Annotated in this window: 19 protein-coding genes; 9 read left to right on the top strand and 10 right to left on the bottom strand. The window is 59.0% G+C overall.

The window, feature by feature from the left end:
* Positions 1-40: 40 nt before the first annotated feature.
* The 4 genes from CIC12_RS13185 to CIC12_RS13170 form a co-directional block, all read right to left on the bottom strand.
* Entirely contained in the window at positions 41-964 is a 924-nt protein-coding gene (locus CIC12_RS13185; RefSeq protein WP_168664543.1) for an ABC transporter substrate-binding protein, read from the bottom strand.
* Between the two features lie 222 nt (positions 965-1186).
* The gene (locus CIC12_RS13180; protein WP_168664542.1) at positions 1187-2350 is read right to left on the bottom strand and encodes a Gfo/Idh/MocA family protein; all 1164 of its coding nucleotides are present in this window, start codon (positions 2348-2350) and stop codon (positions 1187-1189) included.
* A gap of 146 nt (positions 2351-2496) precedes the next feature.
* Positions 2497-3213: an SDR family NAD(P)-dependent oxidoreductase gene (locus CIC12_RS13175; RefSeq protein WP_168664541.1), complete on the bottom strand. Its 717-nt coding sequence runs from the start codon at positions 3211-3213 to the stop codon at positions 2497-2499.
* 338 nt (positions 3214-3551) lie between these two features.
* Positions 3552-4469: a LysR family transcriptional regulator gene (locus CIC12_RS13170; RefSeq protein ID WP_168664540.1), complete on the bottom strand. Its 918-nt coding sequence runs from the start codon at positions 4467-4469 to the stop codon at positions 3552-3554.
* 114 nt (positions 4470-4583) lie between these two features.
* On the opposite strand from CIC12_RS13170, the gene CIC12_RS13165 reads away from it, so the two are divergent.
* From CIC12_RS13165 to CIC12_RS13135, 7 genes are all read left to right on the top strand, one after another.
* The gene (locus CIC12_RS13165; RefSeq protein WP_168664539.1) at positions 4584-5468 is read left to right on the top strand and encodes an intradiol ring-cleavage dioxygenase; all 885 of its coding nucleotides are present in this window, start codon (positions 4584-4586) and stop codon (positions 5466-5468) included.
* Positions 5465-5833, top strand: coding sequence for a Dabb family protein (locus CIC12_RS13160; RefSeq protein WP_168664538.1), 369 nt, complete (start codon positions 5465-5467; stop codon positions 5831-5833). The genes CIC12_RS13165 and CIC12_RS13160 overlap by 4 nt, the downstream gene beginning before the upstream one ends.
* Positions 5834-5888: 55 nt before the next feature.
* On the top strand, positions 5889-6185 hold the full coding sequence (locus tag CIC12_RS13155; protein WP_168664537.1) for a YciI family protein: 297 nt from the start codon (positions 5889-5891) through the stop codon (positions 6183-6185).
* Between the two features lie 119 nt (positions 6186-6304).
* Positions 6305-6883 carry an NADPH-dependent FMN reductase gene (locus tag CIC12_RS13150; protein WP_168664536.1) on the top strand — a complete coding sequence of 193 codons (579 nt, stop codon included), beginning with the start codon at positions 6305-6307 and terminating at the stop codon, positions 6881-6883.
* Positions 6884-6962: 79 nt separating this feature from the next.
* Entirely contained in the window at positions 6963-8315 is a 1353-nt protein-coding gene (locus CIC12_RS13145; RefSeq protein ID WP_168664535.1) for an amidohydrolase family protein, read from the top strand.
* Between the two features lie 152 nt (positions 8316-8467).
* The gene (locus CIC12_RS13140; protein ID WP_168664534.1) at positions 8468-9358 is read left to right on the top strand and encodes a sugar phosphate isomerase/epimerase family protein; all 891 of its coding nucleotides are present in this window, start codon (positions 8468-8470) and stop codon (positions 9356-9358) included.
* Positions 9359-9467: 109 nt separating this feature from the next.
* A complete protein-coding gene (locus CIC12_RS13135) occupies positions 9468-10529 on the top strand; it encodes a maleylacetate reductase (RefSeq protein ID WP_168664533.1) in 1062 nt (353 codons plus the stop codon).
* A 23-nt stretch (positions 10530-10552) separates the two neighbouring features.
* Here the strand turns inward: CIC12_RS13135 and CIC12_RS13130 are convergent, their stop codons facing one another.
* On the bottom strand, positions 10553-11593 hold the full coding sequence (locus tag CIC12_RS13130; RefSeq protein ID WP_168664532.1) for a LacI family DNA-binding transcriptional regulator: 1041 nt from the start codon (positions 11591-11593) through the stop codon (positions 10553-10555).
* A 93-nt stretch (positions 11594-11686) separates the two neighbouring features.
* Between CIC12_RS13130 and CIC12_RS13125 the strand changes: the two genes are divergently transcribed.
* Entirely contained in the window at positions 11687-12877 is a 1191-nt protein-coding gene (locus CIC12_RS13125) for a phytanoyl-CoA dioxygenase family protein (RefSeq protein WP_168664531.1), read from the top strand.
* 657 nt (positions 12878-13534) lie between these two features.
* On the opposite strand, the gene CIC12_RS13120 is transcribed toward CIC12_RS13125, so the two are convergent.
* The 5 genes from CIC12_RS13120 to CIC12_RS13100 all read right to left on the bottom strand — a co-directional run bounded on the left by CIC12_RS13120 (position 13535) and on the right by CIC12_RS13100 (position 16258).
* A complete protein-coding gene (locus CIC12_RS13120) occupies positions 13535-14209 on the bottom strand; it encodes a GntR family transcriptional regulator (protein WP_168664530.1) in 675 nt (224 codons plus the stop codon).
* A 149-nt stretch (positions 14210-14358) separates the two neighbouring features.
* Positions 14359-15315 carry an alpha/beta hydrolase gene (locus CIC12_RS13115; RefSeq protein ID WP_238812569.1) on the bottom strand — a complete coding sequence of 319 codons (957 nt, stop codon included), beginning with the start codon at positions 15313-15315 and terminating at the stop codon, positions 14359-14361.
* Complete coding sequence (locus CIC12_RS13110) at positions 15309-15587, bottom strand: 2Fe-2S iron-sulfur cluster-binding protein (protein ID WP_168664529.1); 279 nt, start codon at positions 15585-15587, stop codon at positions 15309-15311. The genes CIC12_RS13115 and CIC12_RS13110 overlap by 7 nt, the downstream gene beginning before the upstream one ends.
* A gap of 16 nt (positions 15588-15603) precedes the next feature.
* A complete protein-coding gene (locus CIC12_RS13105) occupies positions 15604-15903 on the bottom strand; it encodes a hypothetical protein (protein WP_168664528.1) in 300 nt (99 codons plus the stop codon).
* A 46-nt stretch (positions 15904-15949) separates the two neighbouring features.
* Positions 15950-16258, bottom strand: coding sequence for a 2Fe-2S iron-sulfur cluster-binding protein (locus CIC12_RS13100; protein WP_168664527.1), 309 nt, complete (start codon positions 16256-16258; stop codon positions 15950-15952).
* A 236-nt stretch (positions 16259-16494) separates the two neighbouring features.
* On the opposite strand from CIC12_RS13100, the gene CIC12_RS13095 reads away from it, so the two are divergent.
* Positions 16495-17424 (top strand): ornithine cyclodeaminase family protein, encoded by a 930-nt coding sequence (locus CIC12_RS13095; RefSeq protein WP_168664526.1) that lies wholly within the window; start codon positions 16495-16497, stop codon positions 17422-17424.
* Positions 17425-17483 lie beyond the last annotated feature (59 nt).

Genomic DNA, 17483 nt, shown 5'->3' with positions numbered 1-17483 from the left:
ACAATGCTGCGTCGTCTACGCTGCATTGATAGTGGCGAACCTAACCACCCCAACCCTTGTACGAGGTAACGTTGTCACGCGTGACCAGTTTCGGATCGAGCAGAATCACTGCATTCGCAGGCTTCTTTCCCTTCGACAGCATGTCGTTGCCGATATCGAACGCCGTCTGTGCCATTGAATACGGGCTTTGAGCAACCGTTCCTTGAATCGCCGACGGCGATTTCAGAAGCGAGGTCACTTCGGGCGAGCCGTCGACGCTGACGATCATGAAGTCCTTTCGGTTGAACTGTTTGGCCGCCAGATCCGCCCCGATGGCTTCCTGATCACAGACCGTGAAGACGCCGTCTACCTTCGGAAAGCGCGTCAACAGCGATTGCATAACCGTCAGACCACCCTCACGCGTCGCCTTTGCGTTCTGGTTGTCAGAGAGGATCTCGAATTTGCCCTTGCTCAGAACCGACTGGCAGCCCTTGACGCGGTCCTGAATCGATGAAACGGACGGCCCGTTCAGGATGACGACCTTGCCTTTCCCACCCAGTTTGTCGGACAGGTACTGGCATGCCATCTCGCCGGCCTTGAAGTTGTTGGTCTGCACGGTGGCCGCTGCGCCGTCCGCCGAAACGTCCACAGCGATGACAGGAATGCCGGCTGCCTCGGCACGTTTGATTGCCGGAAGAATCGCTTTCGGGTCATCTGCGGTCAGAATGATGAGATCGGTCTTGGCCGAAATGAAATTGTCGACCTGAGAAAACTGTTTGTTCAGGTCGTAGTCCGACGCGACGGTCATGACCTTGACGTTCGGATTATTCTGCTTCGCTCGGTCCGTAACGCCTTTGGAGATTGCGTTCTGGAAGGGATCACCGAGCGAATAGATCGCAACTCCGACCGAATTGATTTCCTTGGCTGACACAGCGCTTGCCAACAAGCCGCTAGCTGCAAGACCGAGTACGATTTTCTTGAACATCACTGTCTCCGATTATGATTTAAAAGAACTCTAGGACTGGGGCGTCGCAAGAGAGCGGCGCGGGTGGGGATCGAAAGTCCACGAGCGAGCTGCCTCTCGGCACGTCAACCTCTCCTGGAATTTGTCACACGGTAAGCAAACCTAACGTTGTCAAACTGAGTCCCGATCGCGACTGTCCTATCCGAACTCAGCTTTTCGCCACCTGCCCCCTGCTTGATCGAATTACCGGGTGAGAGTGGTCCAGGCGCCGTCTTGCCCGGCGGAGCGGACAGCCGCGTCGATCAACGACATCGTGTGCACGCCGTCCGCAATGCCCGGAATTGCGTCGAGGTATGACTGATACGGCAACTCAAGACGCTTAGCCATCAAAGCCTTTGCGAAATCAGAGTAGAGATTTGCGAAAGCGAGGGCGTATCCTTCGGGGTGTCCAGCCGTGAAGCGCGTAGCAGCAGCTGCTTGCGGTGACAGGGTTGCGTAGCCGCGAGCCAGACGTTGGGCCGGCGCACCCGGCGGTTTGAACCAGAGAACTTCCGGTTCTTCCTGAACCCAGGTGAGGCTGCCTTTCTCGCCAAAAATGCGGAATGACAGACCGTGATCGTTACCGGTTGCAACATAGCTGCCCCAGAGGCGGCCGCGAGCGCCGCCTTCGAAACGCGCCGTCAGATAGGCGTTGTCATACACTTCGCGCCCTTCAGCGAACGTGGTCATTTCGGCGGACACCTCCTCGACGCGAAGCCCTGTGACGTACGAAACGATGTGATGGGCGTGAGAGCCGACTTCGCCGAGGAGAACGCCCTTGCCCATCGACGATTCGCGGAAGCGCCAATGGCGATCGGGATTCCGCGGGTCAACCACGAACCCGGCGCACAGCTCGCCTTCAATGCACTGGATCTTGCCAAGTGCGCCCGCCGCTACCATCGCGCGCGCTTCGCGGACCATCGGGTAGCCGGTGTAGCAATGCGTGAGAAGGAACAGCCGGTCATGTTGCTTGATGAGGTCATTGAGGCGTTGTGCTTCGGCCAGGTCACGGGTCAGCGGCTTTTCGCAGATGACGTCGATTCCTTTTTCCATGAACACGCGTGCTACCTCGTAGTGCAACTGCGGGGGCGTGGCAATCACGACTGCGTCGATACGGTCTTCGCGCGCCGCTTCGCGTTCTGCCATCACGCGAAAATCGGTGTAGGCACGGTCTTCGTCGATCAACTCAGCCCGCGCCGATGCTTTCGCGACCTCAGGGTCAATCGACATCGCGCCAGCAACAACGTCGTAAAACCCGTCGGTTCGCATGGCGATCAGATGTGTGCGACCGATGACGGAATCTTTTCCGCCGCCGACAAGGCCTACTCGCACGCGTCGGCCGAATTGAGAGAGAAGGTCAGTAGACATGCGTTTCACCTGCTTTATGCCTGCAGAACGAGCTGAGGCTGTATGGAGTTTCGCCAATCGTGCAAAGAAGCATCGGTCGACGTCGATAAAAGCACTTCGGTTTATGAAACTGTGATGCGGCGAGTCAACGCGTACATGGCGAGCGGTTACTGCGCCAGATACCCGCCGTCGATCACGAGTTCAGCACCTGTCATAAACGAGGATTCGTCGCTGGCGAGGAAGAGGCAGACGTTCGCGACTTCCTCGGGGGTGCCCATGCGGCCCATCGGCGTCTTTGCAATGATCTCTGCGTTCAGGTCGTCGGGCTGGCTCGTCACGAGGGGCGTTCTGATCAATCCCGGGTGCACCGAATTCACCCGGATGTTCTCGGGCGCGTACGTGACGGCCGCGTTTTTGGTCATGTTGCGCACGCCGCCTTTTGCTGCCGCGTAGGCTGCGGCGCCGGCAGTGCCTACGATGCCCCACATCGACGAGAAATTGATGATTGAACCCTTGCGCATACCCCGCATCGACGGCAGCACGGCCTGGATTCCGAGGAAACTGCCCGTGAGGTTCACGGACAGCACTTTCTGCCAGCTGTCCAGGTCGGTGCCATCCAAAGTTTCATAGCAGTAGACGATGCCCGCGTTGTTGACGAGCACATCGATGCGCCCGTGTTTTGCGATGACCGATTCCACTACACGCGACCAGTCCGCTGGGGACGAAACATCGAGTTGTTGAACGTCGAACTCTTTCGAGTCACTCGCCTTGATGTCAGCCGCGATAACCGTCGCGCCCTCGCGTGCGAAGGTCTGCGCCACGGTCAAACCGATGCCCTGTGCGGCTCCGGTGATCAAAGCGACTTTGTCTCTGAGTCGGTCCAATTTGTATCTCCTATTTGATATTTGCTTTCGCAACGCTGCGTTCGTGGGTCTCGCGCGGATACGGTCGCATCGCCGTCGCAATCTTCAGCTTGATGCTCGCTTACCGGTGGACTTCCACAGCTTCGTTGTCGTCACTGCAACACTGCTTTGCAACTCACGACATGGCTGTAGACTATTCGAACGCGCTCTAAAGAAATATGCGCCTCCGCGAAATCATATTTCCACGAAGCGGAAATATCTTTTGCGAGGCTACATTGAAGGGAAAAGTCGATCCGTGTTTTCCCGCAAGTCGGCCGGGCTAAAGGGCTCCGGCCCAGCAAATTGACGCTCATTCACTCTCAGACAGCTCGCCATTTAGCGGCAAGTTGCCGGCGTTCCGTCCATTCGATGAGGAATTCCGTGAAAACCCTGATCTTTGCAGGCTGATACCGGCGACTTTGATAGGCGAGATTGATGGTAAGGCGGGGCAATTGCCAATCCTCGAGGACGGGTACGAGGCGTCCAGCGACGATATCTTCATGAATAATATAGAGCGGCTGGATCACTATTCCCAAGCCGGACCGGCCTGCCGCGACGATGACTTGACCTTCATTGGAATCGAGCACACTGGTGATCGCAACGTCGCACGTTTCCTCGCCGCGCCGGAAGTGAAGAATGTATGGGTCGACCGCCAGGTTGTAGACCAGCATCCGATGCTCGCCCAAATCCTCAGGTCTGACGGGTCTGCCGTACTCGTTGAGATAGGCAGGTGACGCGGCAAGAATGCGAGAAGTATCCGCCAGTTTGCGGACCGTAATTCCCGAATCGCCTTCGTGTTCACGCGTACGAATCGCAATATCGATCCCAGCTTCAATGAAGTCAGGGTAGCGGTTCGCCGCTATGACCTGCACGGAAATGCTCGGATATCTTCGGTTGAATTCGGTCAGAAATGGAGCAATGTGCAGCGTGGCGAATGAGACAGAACTTGTCACTCGCAAGACTCCGCTCGGGCGCAACGTCGCGTCGCTGGCCGCGGCCTCGGCTTCGGCCATCTCTGAAAGGACAGCAACGCAACTGCGCCGGTACGCTTCTCCCGCGTCCGTAAGCCATTGTCTGCGGGTCGTGCGCTCAATGAGGCGGGTACCCAACCGCTCCTCAAGCGCGCTCAGTGTGCGGCTGGCCGCCGCGTTGGACATATCGAGTCGTTCAGCCGCTTTCGACAGGCTGCCGAGTTCAGCCGTCAAAACAAAAAGTTCGATCTGCGTCCAGCGGTCCATGCGCGCGATTTATCCACCTGGCGGAAATGTCATTTCACTATAGCGCATTTTTTTCCTGCTATGAGACTATTAACCTGTCGTCTTATGCATACGCGCACTACGGAGACGACAGCGATGCGCAACATCAACGAAGACACCATTACGCAAGCGGTACTCGCGTCAATGGACGAACGCTGCGACGGCAGGCTTCGCACCATCTTTACCAGCCTGGTGCAGCACCTACATAGCTTCGCCCGGGACGTGAAGCTCACCGAGGCGGAGTGGTTCAAGGCGATCCAGTTCCTGACCGAGTGCGGCCATATCACTGACGACAAGCGCCAGGAGTTCATTCTCCTGTCGGACACACTCGGGCTGTCGATGCTTGTGATGGCCCAGAACAACAAGAAGCCGGTCGAATGCACGGAGGCAACCGTGTTCGGTCCGTTCTACGTCGAGGGCGCGCCGGAGTATGAAAATGGTGCAGACATCGCGAACGGCGCACGCGGTGAGCCGTGTTTTGTGAGCGGTCAGGTTCGAGGCCTCGACGGCACTGCCCTGGCCGGCGCGCAGATCGATGTGTGGCAATCCGACGAAGACGGATTCTACGACGTGCAGAAGTCGCCGGACGGCTCGGATTCCTCAGTCCATCGGGCGCGCGGCAGACTGTATAGCGATCGCGACGGCCGGTTCCATTTCCGTTCGATTCTCGCCGAGGCATATCCGATTCCTCACGACGGACCGGTGGGACGGATGCTGGAAGCACTCGGCCGTCATCCTTGGCGTCCGGCTCACTTGCACTTCATGATCAAGGTGCCCGGATACGAGACGCTGATTACTCATGTATTCCGCGATGGAGACCAGTATCTCGACTCCGACGCGGTATTCGGGGTTCGCTCAACGCTGATTACCAAATGGGCCAAGCACGACAGCGGCGTCTCTCCCGACGGTTCAAAAATGGAAACGCCGTTCTATTCGCTTAAGTACGACTTCGTACTCAATCCCGCGGAGGTTCCTGCATGATCCGACATATTGTCATGTGGCGAGTCCGTGGCGAGACGCCGGGCGAACGTCAGGAAGCACGCCAACTCGTCAAAGAGAGTTTCGAAGGGCTGCGCGGCGTGATCCCCGGCATGCTAAGGCTCGAAGTCGGGCTCGATTCGAGCGCGGTCGATTACGCCTGCGATGTCGTTCTGATCACGGAGTTCGACTCACAGGCTGCACTCGACGGATATGCGACCCATCCAGAGCACTTGAGAGTCCGGGAGACGCTCGGCAACATCAGAACAGCGCGCTTTCAGGTCGACTATCAGGTCGACGCGCAGGCCCACTCTGAAGCACAAGACACGTTTGCGGCAGGTCGAGAGCTACGCCAAGCGCGTGCTTGAACGGGTGCTCGCGAACAAACTTTGTGCCGCTAGCAAGCGGTAGGCAGGAGGGCACATGCATTTCACAGTCTATTGCCTAGATCATCCGGGCATGTTGCAGCGTCGTCTGGAGCGCTACGACGATCACAAGTCGTACCTGAAGACTGCCCCCATCAAGACGCTGATATCCGGCCCGCTGCTGGATTCAGATGGGGAAACGATGATCGGCAGCTTCTTTCTGTATGAGGTTGACCGTATCGATGTGCTTCGGCGATTTGTCGACGACGACCCCTTCAACAAAGCCGGAATATGGAGAACCGTCGAGGTGCGCCCCTTCTTGAAGCGAGTGGACACTCTTAGCCAGCCCGCGTAGTTGAATGCAAGACATCAGTGCTCGTCACCGATAAAAGGTGACGAAGAACGTAGAAACGAATCGTACTTAATCTAGATGGCCTTCCGGTTGTCGCAAAACCACTTTCAAAAGGAAATCTTATGTCTGATCAAAACTCGCTGCGCCTCGTAACGCTCGTCGGCAGCCTGCGTCGTCTTTCCTTCCATGCGGCAATTGCAGACTGCCTGCAGGAACTAGCGCCGGAAAACGTGCGCGTGACGAAGCTGCCCTCCGTCGGGCTGCTCCCTCACTACAATGCGGACGTCCAGGCGGAAGGCTTTCCGCTGTCGGTGCTCGAATTGGGCAATGCAATCAGCGAGGCAGACGGCGTTATCATCGTTACGCCCGAGTACAACTATTCCGTTCCCGGTGTCCTTAAGAACGCGTTGGACTGGCTTTCGCGCCTCCCGGCACCTCCTTTTGTCGGCAAGCCCGTGGCGATCCAGTCGGCGTCGCCCGGCATCTTCGGTGGTGCCCGCGCGCAATACCATCTGCGTCAAAGCATGGTGTTCCTCGATGCGCAGGTGCTCAACAAGCCGGAAGTGATGGTTGGCGGCGCTGCGAGCAAGGTTGACGTCGAGGGCAAGACCGTCACCGACCCGCAGACGCGCGAGATCATCTCCGCCCAATTGAAAGCCTTCGCGCTTTTCGCCCAGCAGCGCAAACTGCTGAACAAGTGATTGAGCAATAACGTCCAGGCGAGCCAGGCGCTTTACCCTCGACGACGATGTACCCATTCATAACAAAGGAGACGCGTTGATGAAGCTGCTCATCACAGGAGGTCAAGTAATCACGATGGATCCGGCCATCGGCAATGGCCGCTTCAACGTATTGATCGAGAACGATCGGATTGTCGACATCGGTCCGCAGGTTCAGGTACACGATGCGGAACAACTCGATGCGTCCGGTTGCATCGTCATTCCGGGCCTCATCAACGCGCACATGCACACGTGGCAGACCGCACTTCGCGGCGTGACGGCGAACTGGACATTGCCCACCTACTTCCGTAGCGTTCATGCGGGACTGGCGACATGTTTTAACCCGGAGGACCTCTACATCGGTACGCTGGTGGGCGCGCTGAACCAGTTGAACCTGGGTACGACAACGCTCGGTGACTGGTGCCACAATAATCCGACGCCCGATCACTCGGATCGTGCGATCGACGGACTGCTCGAATCCGGGATTCGAGCGGTCTATTTTCACGGCTCGCCAAAGCCGGACCCAAAACCTGGACAGAAGCACTTCAGCGAGATTCCTCATCCGCGCGGCGAAATCGAGCGATTGCTGAAGAACAGATTTGCGAGCCGTGACGCGAAAGTCACGCTCGGGATGGCGATTCTCGGGCCTCATTACTCGACGTATGAGGTGTCGGAGCATGATTTTCAATTGGCGGCCGAATTCGAACTGATCGCCAGCATGCACTGCGCGGGGCTCGAGCCGAAGACACCAGATGGTTGGGAACGTCTGGCTGAGCGCGATCTTCTCGGCCCAACCACCAACATCGTGCATGGTAACAATCTGACTGACGCGCAACTTCGAATGATGATCGATCGCGGCGTCACATTTTCTGTCGCGCCTGAGACCGAAATGACACAGGGGCATGGCCATCCAATCACCGGCCGTTTGCGCGATGCGGGCAGCGCGCCTTCCCTTGGCGTCGACCTCGAGTCCGCCATCGCCGGCGATATGTTCACAGTCGCGCGCGTCGCTTTGGCGTCCCAGCGTGCGTTGGACAACGCGCAAGCTCGGGCCGACACCGGGCAGTTGCCCGCTCATTCGACGATATCGACATCCGATGCTCTCAGTTGGATAACGATTCGCGGCGCAGAGGCATTAGGCCTTCAGGACCGCGTCGGGTCGCTGACGCCGGGAAAGCAAGCCGATATCGTTTTGATCCGCGCAGACGGATTGAGCATGCGACCTGTGCACGATCCTGTTTCGGCAGTGCTGATGCAAGGAAGCGCAGCAAACGTCGACACCGTGTTGGTGGCCGGCGAATTCAAAAAACGCGACGGAAAATTACTCTACGAACATCTGGATCAACGGCTCGACGAACTGGATGCATCGGGCCGCCGTATAAGCCAGCGCTTTGCAGAGCTGGTTCCTGCATAGGCGTTCCGTGTGGCAGTCAGTAGCGCGCTGACCGGGTTCAGGAGAAGTTGCCCCACCTTTAACTCCGGCTTTTGCCTCACCACTTCATTTTTTGAGAGCCGGGCAACGCTCGCTCCATCAAAGATTTAAATTCTGCTTTTGGAGTACACCAATTGAGCACACCTGACATTGACCTGCTGGCGGCGTACTGGACTCTCGCTGGAGACGTGGATCCACTCCAGCCTTCTATAAGTCCTTACTCGCTACAAGCGCGCGTCGAAGCGGCATCCAAAGCCGGTTGGCGAGGCATTGGCGTGATCCATGAGGATCTGGTGGCGACTATTGAGAAGGTGGGTGCAAACACGGTTAAGCACATTCTTGAAGACAACGGCATCAAACACTTCGAACTTGAATTCCTCGTTGACTGGTACCGCGACGGCCCCGAGCGACTGGTGTCGGACCGTGCTCGCCGGGTGATTCTTGAACTGGGTGCAAAGTTGGGCATGAAAAACGTGAAGATCGCTGCGAGCGCCCTGGATCAGCGAACGCCAAACTTCGCTCGGATGGCGGATGAATTCGCAACGCTGTGTCAGGAAGCGGCCGCGGTTGGTTCAAACGTGTCGATTGAAGTCATGCCATTCTCGATCGTAAAAACGCTCGAAGATGGTCTCGCGATCGTTCAGGAAGCGAACCAGCCCAACGGTGGCCTACTCCTGGATATCTGGCACATGGTTCGCGGAGGAATTGACTTCAGCGAAATCGCAAAAGTCCCTTCGCAGTTCATCAAGGCCGTTGAACTCGACGACGCCGGCTCGGCCATAGAGGGAACTTTGCTGGAAGACACCGTCTTTCGTCGCAAGCTTTGTGGCGAGGGCCAGTTTGACTGTCCGGGCTTCATAGAAGCGGTTCAGAACGCCGGATTCAGTGGCCAATGGTACGGCGTAGAGATCATCTCGACCGAATATCGCAAGCTTCCGCTGCAAGAAATGGCGATCAGGTCGTTCAACACAACCATGCAGCAGTTCCGCAACGTTGAAACACGGCAATACAAAGTCAGTGCCTGATTGATAGCCGGGCACAAGCAGATCGCACGTACTAAAGTTAAAAAGGTTGGTTGACGTCTCGACGCTCGCTCGACACCAACTGCGCACAATGACTGGTAAGGATGCCTCGATGTACGATTTCGTCTACACCCCGCAGTCTTCGAGAGTGATCTTCGGCGCTGGTGCACTCGCCCGCGTCGCCGATGAAGTCCACGCGCTCGGTGCTAAAAAGGCTCTGATCCTTTGCACCCCGGAGCAGGAGGCGCAAGCAATGAAGGTTTCCGATTTGTTGGGGCCGCTCAGCGCAGGTGTCTTTGCAGAAGCGAAAATGCACGTTCCGATCGAGACGGCAAGACGCGCCCGCGATCATGCACGAAGCGTTGGCGCCGATTGCGCGGTGGCTATAGGAGGCGGATCCACCGTCGGCCTCGGTAAAGCCATCGCTCTGGAATCAAGCTTACCGATCATTGCCATTCCGACGACGTATGCTGGCTCTGAGATGACGCCGATCTACGGCCTCACTGAGGATGGACTGAAGCGTACCGGACGCGACCCGCGTGTGCTGCCGAAGACCGTCATCTACGATCCGATGCTGTCGTTGAGTCTGCCGCTCGGCCTGTCGTTCGTAAGCGGCCTAAACGCCATTGCACATGCTGCCGAGGGGCTGTACGCCCGCGACGGCAACCCCATCATGTCGCTGATGGCGGAGGACGGAATACGCGCGTTAGCGGCGGGCCTAAGGGGCATCAAAACCGATCCCAGGAATCTGTCAGCGCGCGGCGATTGTCTTTACGGCGCATGGATGTGCGGCAGCGTACTGGGCCACGTCGGGATGGCTCTTCACCACAAGCTTTGCCACACCCTGGGCGGAAGCTTCAATCTTCCGCATGCGGAAACACACGCTATCGTCTTGCCTCACGCATTGGCGTACAACAGTGATGCGGCACCCGATGCCATGTTGCGAATCGCGCGAGCACTTGGTAGCGAAAGCGCAGCGCTCGGAGTCTTCGAGCTCGGACGCGAACTCGAAATTCCGTCAGGCTTGCGGGAGATTGGAATGAAGGAATCCGACCTCGACCGGGCATGCGAGCTCGCACTATCAAACCCGTATTGGAATCCCCGCCCGATAGAGCGCGAGCCGCTTCGGTCTTTGCTGCAAGGTGCCTGGAGTGGAAGCCGGCCCCCCATGTGAGTGCTGCATTTGAAAAGACGAGTCTATCGAAATCGACTGACGATGCCCTCCGGGATGTTTGCCGGAGTAACCACGACGACCGAAGAAGACGGGGCGATCGCTGATGCAGGGATAAGCCGATGAAAGTGCATGATGTGCTGGCAAGCCGAACGCACGTCCTGGCGCAACTCGTGATGAAGGATGGCTTGCACCTTTCCCCGAAGAAGCAAGCCAACGTTGTCTCGGTCAAGATCGTGTCCAATGAAACATATAGGATTTTGCTTCGCAGCCTCCAATACTTTCAGCACGGCTGCATTACCCCCACCCATCGAGTACACGGCGGCAATTCTTGACCTTGTCGTAACGACTTTGCGCATCCTCTCTTCTGTTTGCAGATTGAGTCCGTGTCCGCCGCTCGCGTCAAGCAGACTGAGGTTCGGGTGACTGACACGCAGAGCCCGCCGGAAACTCGCCTCGCGCTCCTCTTCTCCTTTGAAGCCTTCGTCACTCATCGTGATCAGCACTGTCCCGACGGTACCCCCGAGCCACTGACCAATGAGGTACGCCGCCGTCGCGCCCGCCACGCGATTATCGAGGCCAGCGTAGGCGATGCGCCCGGACAACGGAATGTCAGTGAACGTGGTCACAACAGGTATGCCCATTGTCTTCAACTCTCCGATCGCTTCAGAGATTTCAGTGACATCGCGCGCTTTCAGCAAAACGCCGTGACTACCTCGCCTGGCGATCGAGCGAAGCGCCTCGACTACCTCCACGGTAGTCATCGTTTCACGCATGAGGAAACGGGGCCTTAGCACCGCAGGGTGTAAACCTGGTAACTCGCCTTCGAGTGCCTCCTGAATCTCCGTCGAGAATCGAGATGGCGCTTCGGCCACCACATCAATGACGAGCTTGCGCCCGGTCGCCGCCAGTTGAATCTCCTGTTTTTCCAACTCCCGGATAGCCTGCTCGACCCGCCTGCGCGTGCCTTCGCGCACATGGGCACGCCCGTTCAATACGCGGTCCACCGTGGCAACGCCCACACCAGCCTGCAGCGCAATCTCTTTTATGAGGAAACGATGAGCCATCGTCACACCGTCAATTCTGATGGTTTTTTGATGTGTTTATCGTAACTCTCGGCGCTACGATGCGTCTATGCTTGATGAAAAATGGAGCGAGACATGAATGCCACGGAGCAAGGCAGCGAAACGCCAGCAAAGAACTGGTATCGAGAGAGCGAGTGCTCACTCGAAGCTTTCGCGGATCAACTACGAAATAGGGTTGACCGCGAGTTGCGATTCCCGGTCGAGACGGAGCACGAAGTTCCCATCTACGATTGCCGTGCGCTTGATGAAGTTCTGATCGACCCTGTTCGGCAACGCACGCTGCAGGCCGAATGGGCAAACGTGCTTCTTGACGGCGCGGGCGTGCTGGTACTAAAGAACGTCTTCCGAGATACCGCTCCCGTCGACGAAGCGACCCGCATCTTCGAAGAGATCATTAGGCAAGAACGCGAATCCGGGACACACGGAGCGGACCATTTTGCCAAGGCGGGTGCGAACGACCGCATCTGGAACGCCCAGGAAAAGCTCTGTCTGCAGGCACCCTCGGTGTTTGCACGCTATTTCTCGAATGCGTTCATCGCATGTGTCGCGCAAGCATGGCTCGGCCCTGGCTATCAGATGACCGCTCAGGTCAACGTCGTTCGTCCCGGTGGAGAGGCACAGCAAGCACATCGCGATTACCATCTTGGCTTCCAGACCGTGGAGGAAGTGCAGCGTTTTCCCGCGCATGTCCATAAGATGTCGCCATTCTTGACGCTTCAAGGCGCCGTCGCGCACAGCGATATGCCAATCCAGAGTGGTCCCACGAAGCTGCTTCCCTTTTCGCAGCGTTACGCAGAGGGCTATCTGGCGTGCCGGCGTCCTGACTTCCGCAACTTCTTCGAAGCACACTGCGTGCAGTTACCGCTCGCGAAAGGCGACGCACTCTTTTTTAACCCGGCACTGTTTCATGCCGCCGGCGCGAATCGCACGTCAGATGTGCAGCGTATGGCGAATCTGTTGCAGGTGTCATCGGCCTATGGGCGCGCGATGGAAACTGTCGATCGCATGCGTATGTGTGAGGCTGTCTATCCCATACTTCTCGAGTACCAGACTGATGGCAAGTTGACTTCGATCGACATCGATTTCGTCATTGCATGTACGGCGGAAGGTTACGCGTTCCCGACCAATCTTGATCGCGACCCACCAGCAGGGGGCCTGGCGCCCACGAGTCAGCAAGCGCTCCTGCGCCGCGCACTAGACGAAACGTGGCCGCAATCGATGCTTCGCGAAGCGCTACAACTTCAAGCGTGGAAACGAACCAGCTGAACTCGCCGTATTGATTCAGAAAGGCAAAGCCGGGAAAGGCTCCGAGATCTCCGCCCCGAAGAATGGCAAGCGCTACCATTAATATCGGTGAGAATGTCATCGCCCAAGGCGCGTGAAGGGGTGACGCCGGGAAGCGCGACACCGTCGATTCGTGGATCTTCTCCTGGGCACGGGCCGAGAACCTGCGGTAAGGCTTGTCGCCAGAATTGGGGCGTTTCGAGGGAGCGAAGGTGTTGCTGACATGAGCGCAGCTCACTGGGTCTTCCCATCGAAACCGGTTGGACTGAGGCGATCGGCGGTCTGACCTGCATCCAAGTATCGTTGAATACTTTCCTCAATTGCTGCTGGCGCTTGTCGATCTTGCCAGCGGTGTAATTCCGCTCGCCGCGGGCCGCGCCGCAGCAGCAACGCCTGTCGAATGAAGCAGTCCGAGTCGCGCGCATGTACGCGGCCCTGTGCGTCGAGGAACGCCATCGCGGACTGAGCCCAAGGCGAGGGATCGGTGCAATCGTACTTTTTCGTCTCGCGTCAAATCACGATGAGTTTTCCCAGCGATTGTCTTTGTGTGGGCGATGGATGGTCATTGGTTTTTCGCCGCCAGCTCCACCGCTCCATTCAGCGTGCTGGCGCAAAGACGGCCGCACGGTCCATCAGCCATTAGCGCGCAAAGCGCTCCAGATAGTGCTGCGCCGCGCGCGCGACATGGCGCTCGGCAAGCAAAGCCGCGAGAGCCGCATCGCCCGACTGAACCGCGCGCAGAATCGCAACGTGTTCGTCCCAGGTGACGCGCACCTCTTCATCGCTCGCATTCACGAACAACATGCGCGTGCGGTCGCGCAGCGAGCGCATCAGGTCCGAGAGCATGGAATTAGCGCCCGCCGCGTAGAGCAGATCGTGAAACCGCGCGTTCAGCTCGAGCAGCCCCGCGAGCTCGCCGCCCGCAACCTTGGCGTTGCCTTCCTGAAGCACCGCTTCTATCTGGCTGACGAGTTCCGGTGTGCAATGCTCTGCGGCGAGCCGCGCGTTGAGCCCTTCGAGAGTCGCACGGATTTGCACCATCTCGCGCGCCGCTGACGGATCGAGCGATGCGACGACCGCGCCGTGGCGCGGGCGCACTTCGACGAGACCTTCCGCTGCGAGCGCGCGCAGCGCCTCGCGCACCGGCACGCGCGACACCTCCAGTTCCTCTGCGATCCGGCCTTCCACGAGCCGGTCGCCGGGCGCGTATTCGCCGGATGTAATCGACTCGCGCAAGCGGGCAATCACCAGCTCCGAAAGCTGCTTGTGCATGATCGGCTCACGCCCGTTTGCGCCGATGGCTTCCCGCACCATGTTTCATCTCCACGATCTGACCGTTTGATCTGAACCTTCCGGCTCAATTCTAGCAGTGCGAGCGTTTCGTAGACTGTACACACGATACGAAAAGCGAAATTCACCGGGCATCAAAGCTTGTCGGTCAGAGCGGGCGCGCACTCCAGCGTTCAGCGCGGCACCGAAGCCATGAAGGCAAGGATTTCGCGCCCGAAATATTCTTCGCCGGAATTGAAATGCGCGACGATCGACGTGTGGTTATGGCCGCGCATCTGCACGAAACGCGGCGGCACGCCGCGATGACGCAGCAGTTCGAGAAAGAACGCGGCGCCATAATCGTCGAGGAAGCGATTCTCGTATTCGGCCACCGCGATCATCACGGGCACTGCGGCGCAAGCAGCGTGCGTGAGCGGTGAGCGCTCCGCGTAGCGCGACTCGTCATCGCCGAAATAGGCGCGCACGGGTCCCGCATTCGGATTGCGCGGATCGACGTCAGCAAACAGCCTCGCGCTAATCAGCACGAGGCCGGCCACGTCGCCCGGCTTTACGCCATCCGCCAGCACGGGATCGAACAGGCAACTCGCCGCGTGCGCGCCGCCCGCCGAATGCCCGATCACGAAGAGACGCGCGGGATCGATGCGCCAGCGCGCCGCATGCGCGCGCAGCCAGACGAGTGCGCTCGCGACGTCCTGCGCGCCGTCAGGCCATGGCGCGTCGTCCGCGAGGCGGTACTCGACATTCACCGCGACCACCCCCTGGCGCGCGAACCAATGGCACACGTTGTCGTAGATCGCGCCGTTTATGCTCTTGCTGCCGCGCACGAACGCACCGCCATGCACGAACAGTACAGCCTCGCGTGGACCATCGGCCGCAGCCGGCGCCGGCTCGAACACGTCGAGCACCTGACGTGGATGAGCGCCATACGCTAGATCCCGCTCGACGCGCGTGCCTTCCATCGGCGCAGCCGCCACGAGCGGCGTATAGCAGTCGATCACGGCCTTGCGGTGAGCGACGATGTCGTCATTCCAGCGCGGCCCCAGTTCCAGCATTAACTGCCGTTGCGCCGGAGCAAGCGTGCCGAACGGCAGCATCGCGGCATCGGCTGCATCATCGATACCGCTCACCATGACACGCTCACGTTGCCGTTGACGAAAGTCTGGCAGGCCATGCGGTAGCCGCTCGCCAGGTCTTCGGCGCTCAAATGGCGGCGCTCTTTCTGCTTGACGTCGTCGGTATTTTCCCGGCCCGCCTCGACCTTGCACTTGCATGTGCCGCACAGGCCGCCTCCGCACTTGAAGGGAATGCCTCCTTGCTCGCGCAGCGATACACGCAGCAGATTGCTGTTGGGCGGCGCGTCGACGGTCTTGCCGCCGTTGCTCAAAAAAGTGATCTGAACCATTGCCAATCCGGATTCCTCAGTGATGGCGCCGACACACACGCGCGTCGGCGTGAGCGTGCGCGGCGAGCGCTTCAATCGATCGCAATGCCTCACGCAGCGTCGCGAACTTCTCAAAGAATTTCGTCGGCACGAGGTTGACGGCTTGCGGCTCGGTCTCTTCGACGATGCGCACGCGCGCCTCGCCCTCCAGTTGCGCGACGACGAAAGCAGCCACGTGTCGGGCGCCGTAGAAATAGTCGTGCGTCTCGACTGGCGTAATGCCCGGTGTCGGCTCGCTGCGATACTGGCCGGGCCGGCTGGTGAGTACGATATACATGCGATGTCCCATTGCAGGCGCACTCCGCTGTACGCCGCGTTCGTGATCACGGCTGCGCAGGCAGCTCGTCCTGTGCCAGTTCTATGTCGTGTTCGATCCATAACTGGCACGCGAGCCGAAACCCGGCGTCGATCCTTTCGCCAAGCTGCTTTTTTTCCTTCCAGTTCGGCGGCGGCAGACGCTCGCCGCCCGCGAGCACGCGACAGGCGCAGCGCGCGCATTTGCCCATGCCGCACTCGTAGCGCAAATGCGGAAACGGGAACTGCCTGATGCCGGCGCGAACGACGAGATTCGTGTTCTCCTTCACTTCCCCCCGATAAACCTCTCCGCGCGTGCGGAACACGACGACTGGCATGCAACCCCCTGCAACCCAAACGAGCGCGCCATTCGCTCCAATGCGAAGGCTACCGAACTAGTGTATCGCAAAACAGAACACTGTATACCGTTATTGTAAATGTCTCTCATCCGAGGAATTCTGGCGGCTCATGAGAAGGCAGCGTACATGCAGGCGACGAGCACGATGTTGCCAAATAATCCCATTTTCGTATATTGTATACGTTAAATTATCATTCACGAGAAGGATGCTGATTCATGATCCACCTGACCGACGCCCAGATTGATGAGCTCATCGACTTCGAGCAGGCCATCCCGGCGCTGGAAAGCGCCTTCCGGCAGCTCGCGCGCGGCACGGCCGCCGTGCAGCGCCGCGTCAGAACCGAGACCGGGGCAACCAAGCTATCCACGCTCGGCGCCGTTCTACCCGACATCGACGTAGCCGGCGCGAAGGTCTACACCACGATCCGCGGCCAGTTCAATTTCGCGATCGTGCTGTTCCGCGCGTCCAACGGACAATGTCTCGCGACACTCGACGCCAACGCCATCACACGTTTGCGCACCGCTGCCACCACGGTGCTTGCGGTGCGACGCCTCGCGCACAAAGGCGCCCGCATCGCCACGATCTTCGGCGCGGGTGTGCAAGGCCGCGCGCATGCGCACGCGCTCGCGGCATTCACGGATCTGAAGACGCTGCGCATCGTCGGTGTGGAAGGCGACGCGGCACTCGTGAATGCGCTCAACGATGTGCATGGCGCTCACGGTGTCGTGGCGAGCGCGGTCAGCGCGGAGCGCGCGATCGACGGCGCGGATGTGATCGTCACGGCCACGCGTGCGACGACGCCGCTCTTCGATGGCCGCGCGCTGATGCCCGGCGCGCTCGTCGCGGCGATCGGCTCCAGCCTGCCGCACGCGCGCGAGCTGGACGACACGACACTCGCGCGTGCCAAGCGCATCGTCGTGGAGTTGCACGAGCAGGCGCGCGAGGAAGCGGGAGATCTAGTGCTGGCAGCCCCTGGCGTCGTGGACTGGTCAAACGTAGCTGAACTCGGCAACGTGCTGGAAAACGATGCGCTCGGCCGGCAGCGCGACGACGAGATCATCGTGTACAAGGCTGTGGGAATCGGGCTTCAGGACGTGGCGCTCGCGGCGCTTGCGTATAGCGCTTTTGTCGAGCGCAACCGGTAGCGTCGTGGGTGCCATGGCGGCCCGGCGAGTGCGCCGGACCCCAATCCGCTCCGTGTGAA

Source organism: Paraburkholderia sp. SG-MS1 (assembly GCF_012275575.1).
Taxonomy (GTDB): domain Bacteria; phylum Pseudomonadota; class Gammaproteobacteria; order Burkholderiales; family Burkholderiaceae; genus Paraburkholderia.
The sequence above is the reverse complement of the archived record's forward strand: the minus strand, read 5'-3'. Positions and strand labels throughout refer to the sequence as shown.

Coding starts and splice junctions, on each gene's coding strand:
- CIC12_RS13185 (WP_168664543.1), bottom strand. CDS start 964: ATGTTCAAGAAAATCGTACTCGGTCTTGCAGCTAGCGGCTTGTTGGCA.
- CIC12_RS13180 (WP_168664542.1), bottom strand. CDS start 2,350: ATGTCTACTGACCTTCTCTCTCAATTCGGCCGACGCGTGCGAGTAGGC.
- CIC12_RS13170 (WP_168664540.1), bottom strand. CDS start 4,469: ATGGACCGCTGGACGCAGATCGAACTTTTTGTTTTGACGGCTGAACTC.
- CIC12_RS13165 (WP_168664539.1), top strand. CDS start 4,584: ATGCGCAACATCAACGAAGACACCATTACGCAAGCGGTACTCGCGTCA.
- CIC12_RS13160 (WP_168664538.1), top strand. CDS start 5,465: ATGATCCGACATATTGTCATGTGGCGAGTCCGTGGCGAGACGCCGGGC.
- CIC12_RS13155 (WP_168664537.1), top strand. CDS start 5,889: ATGCATTTCACAGTCTATTGCCTAGATCATCCGGGCATGTTGCAGCGT.
- CIC12_RS13150 (WP_168664536.1), top strand. CDS start 6,305: ATGTCTGATCAAAACTCGCTGCGCCTCGTAACGCTCGTCGGCAGCCTG.
- CIC12_RS13145 (WP_168664535.1), top strand. CDS start 6,963: ATGAAGCTGCTCATCACAGGAGGTCAAGTAATCACGATGGATCCGGCC.
- CIC12_RS13135 (WP_168664533.1), top strand. CDS start 9,468: ATGTACGATTTCGTCTACACCCCGCAGTCTTCGAGAGTGATCTTCGGC.
- CIC12_RS13130 (WP_168664532.1), bottom strand. CDS start 11,593: ATGGCTCATCGTTTCCTCATAAAAGAGATTGCGCTGCAGGCTGGTGTG.
- CIC12_RS13125 (WP_168664531.1), top strand. CDS start 11,687: ATGAATGCCACGGAGCAAGGCAGCGAAACGCCAGCAAAGAACTGGTAT.
- CIC12_RS13120 (WP_168664530.1), bottom strand. CDS start 14,209: ATGGTGCGGGAAGCCATCGGCGCAAACGGGCGTGAGCCGATCATGCAC.
- CIC12_RS13115 (WP_238812569.1), bottom strand. CDS start 15,315: ATGGTGAGCGGTATCGATGATGCAGCCGATGCCGCGATGCTGCCGTTC.
- CIC12_RS13110 (WP_168664529.1), bottom strand. CDS start 15,587: ATGGTTCAGATCACTTTTTTGAGCAACGGCGGCAAGACCGTCGACGCG.
- CIC12_RS13105 (WP_168664528.1), bottom strand. CDS start 15,903: ATGTATATCGTACTCACCAGCCGGCCCGGCCAGTATCGCAGCGAGCCG.
- CIC12_RS13100 (WP_168664527.1), bottom strand. CDS start 16,258: ATGCCAGTCGTCGTGTTCCGCACGCGCGGAGAGGTTTATCGGGGGGAA.
- CIC12_RS13095 (WP_168664526.1), top strand. CDS start 16,495: ATGATCCACCTGACCGACGCCCAGATTGATGAGCTCATCGACTTCGAG.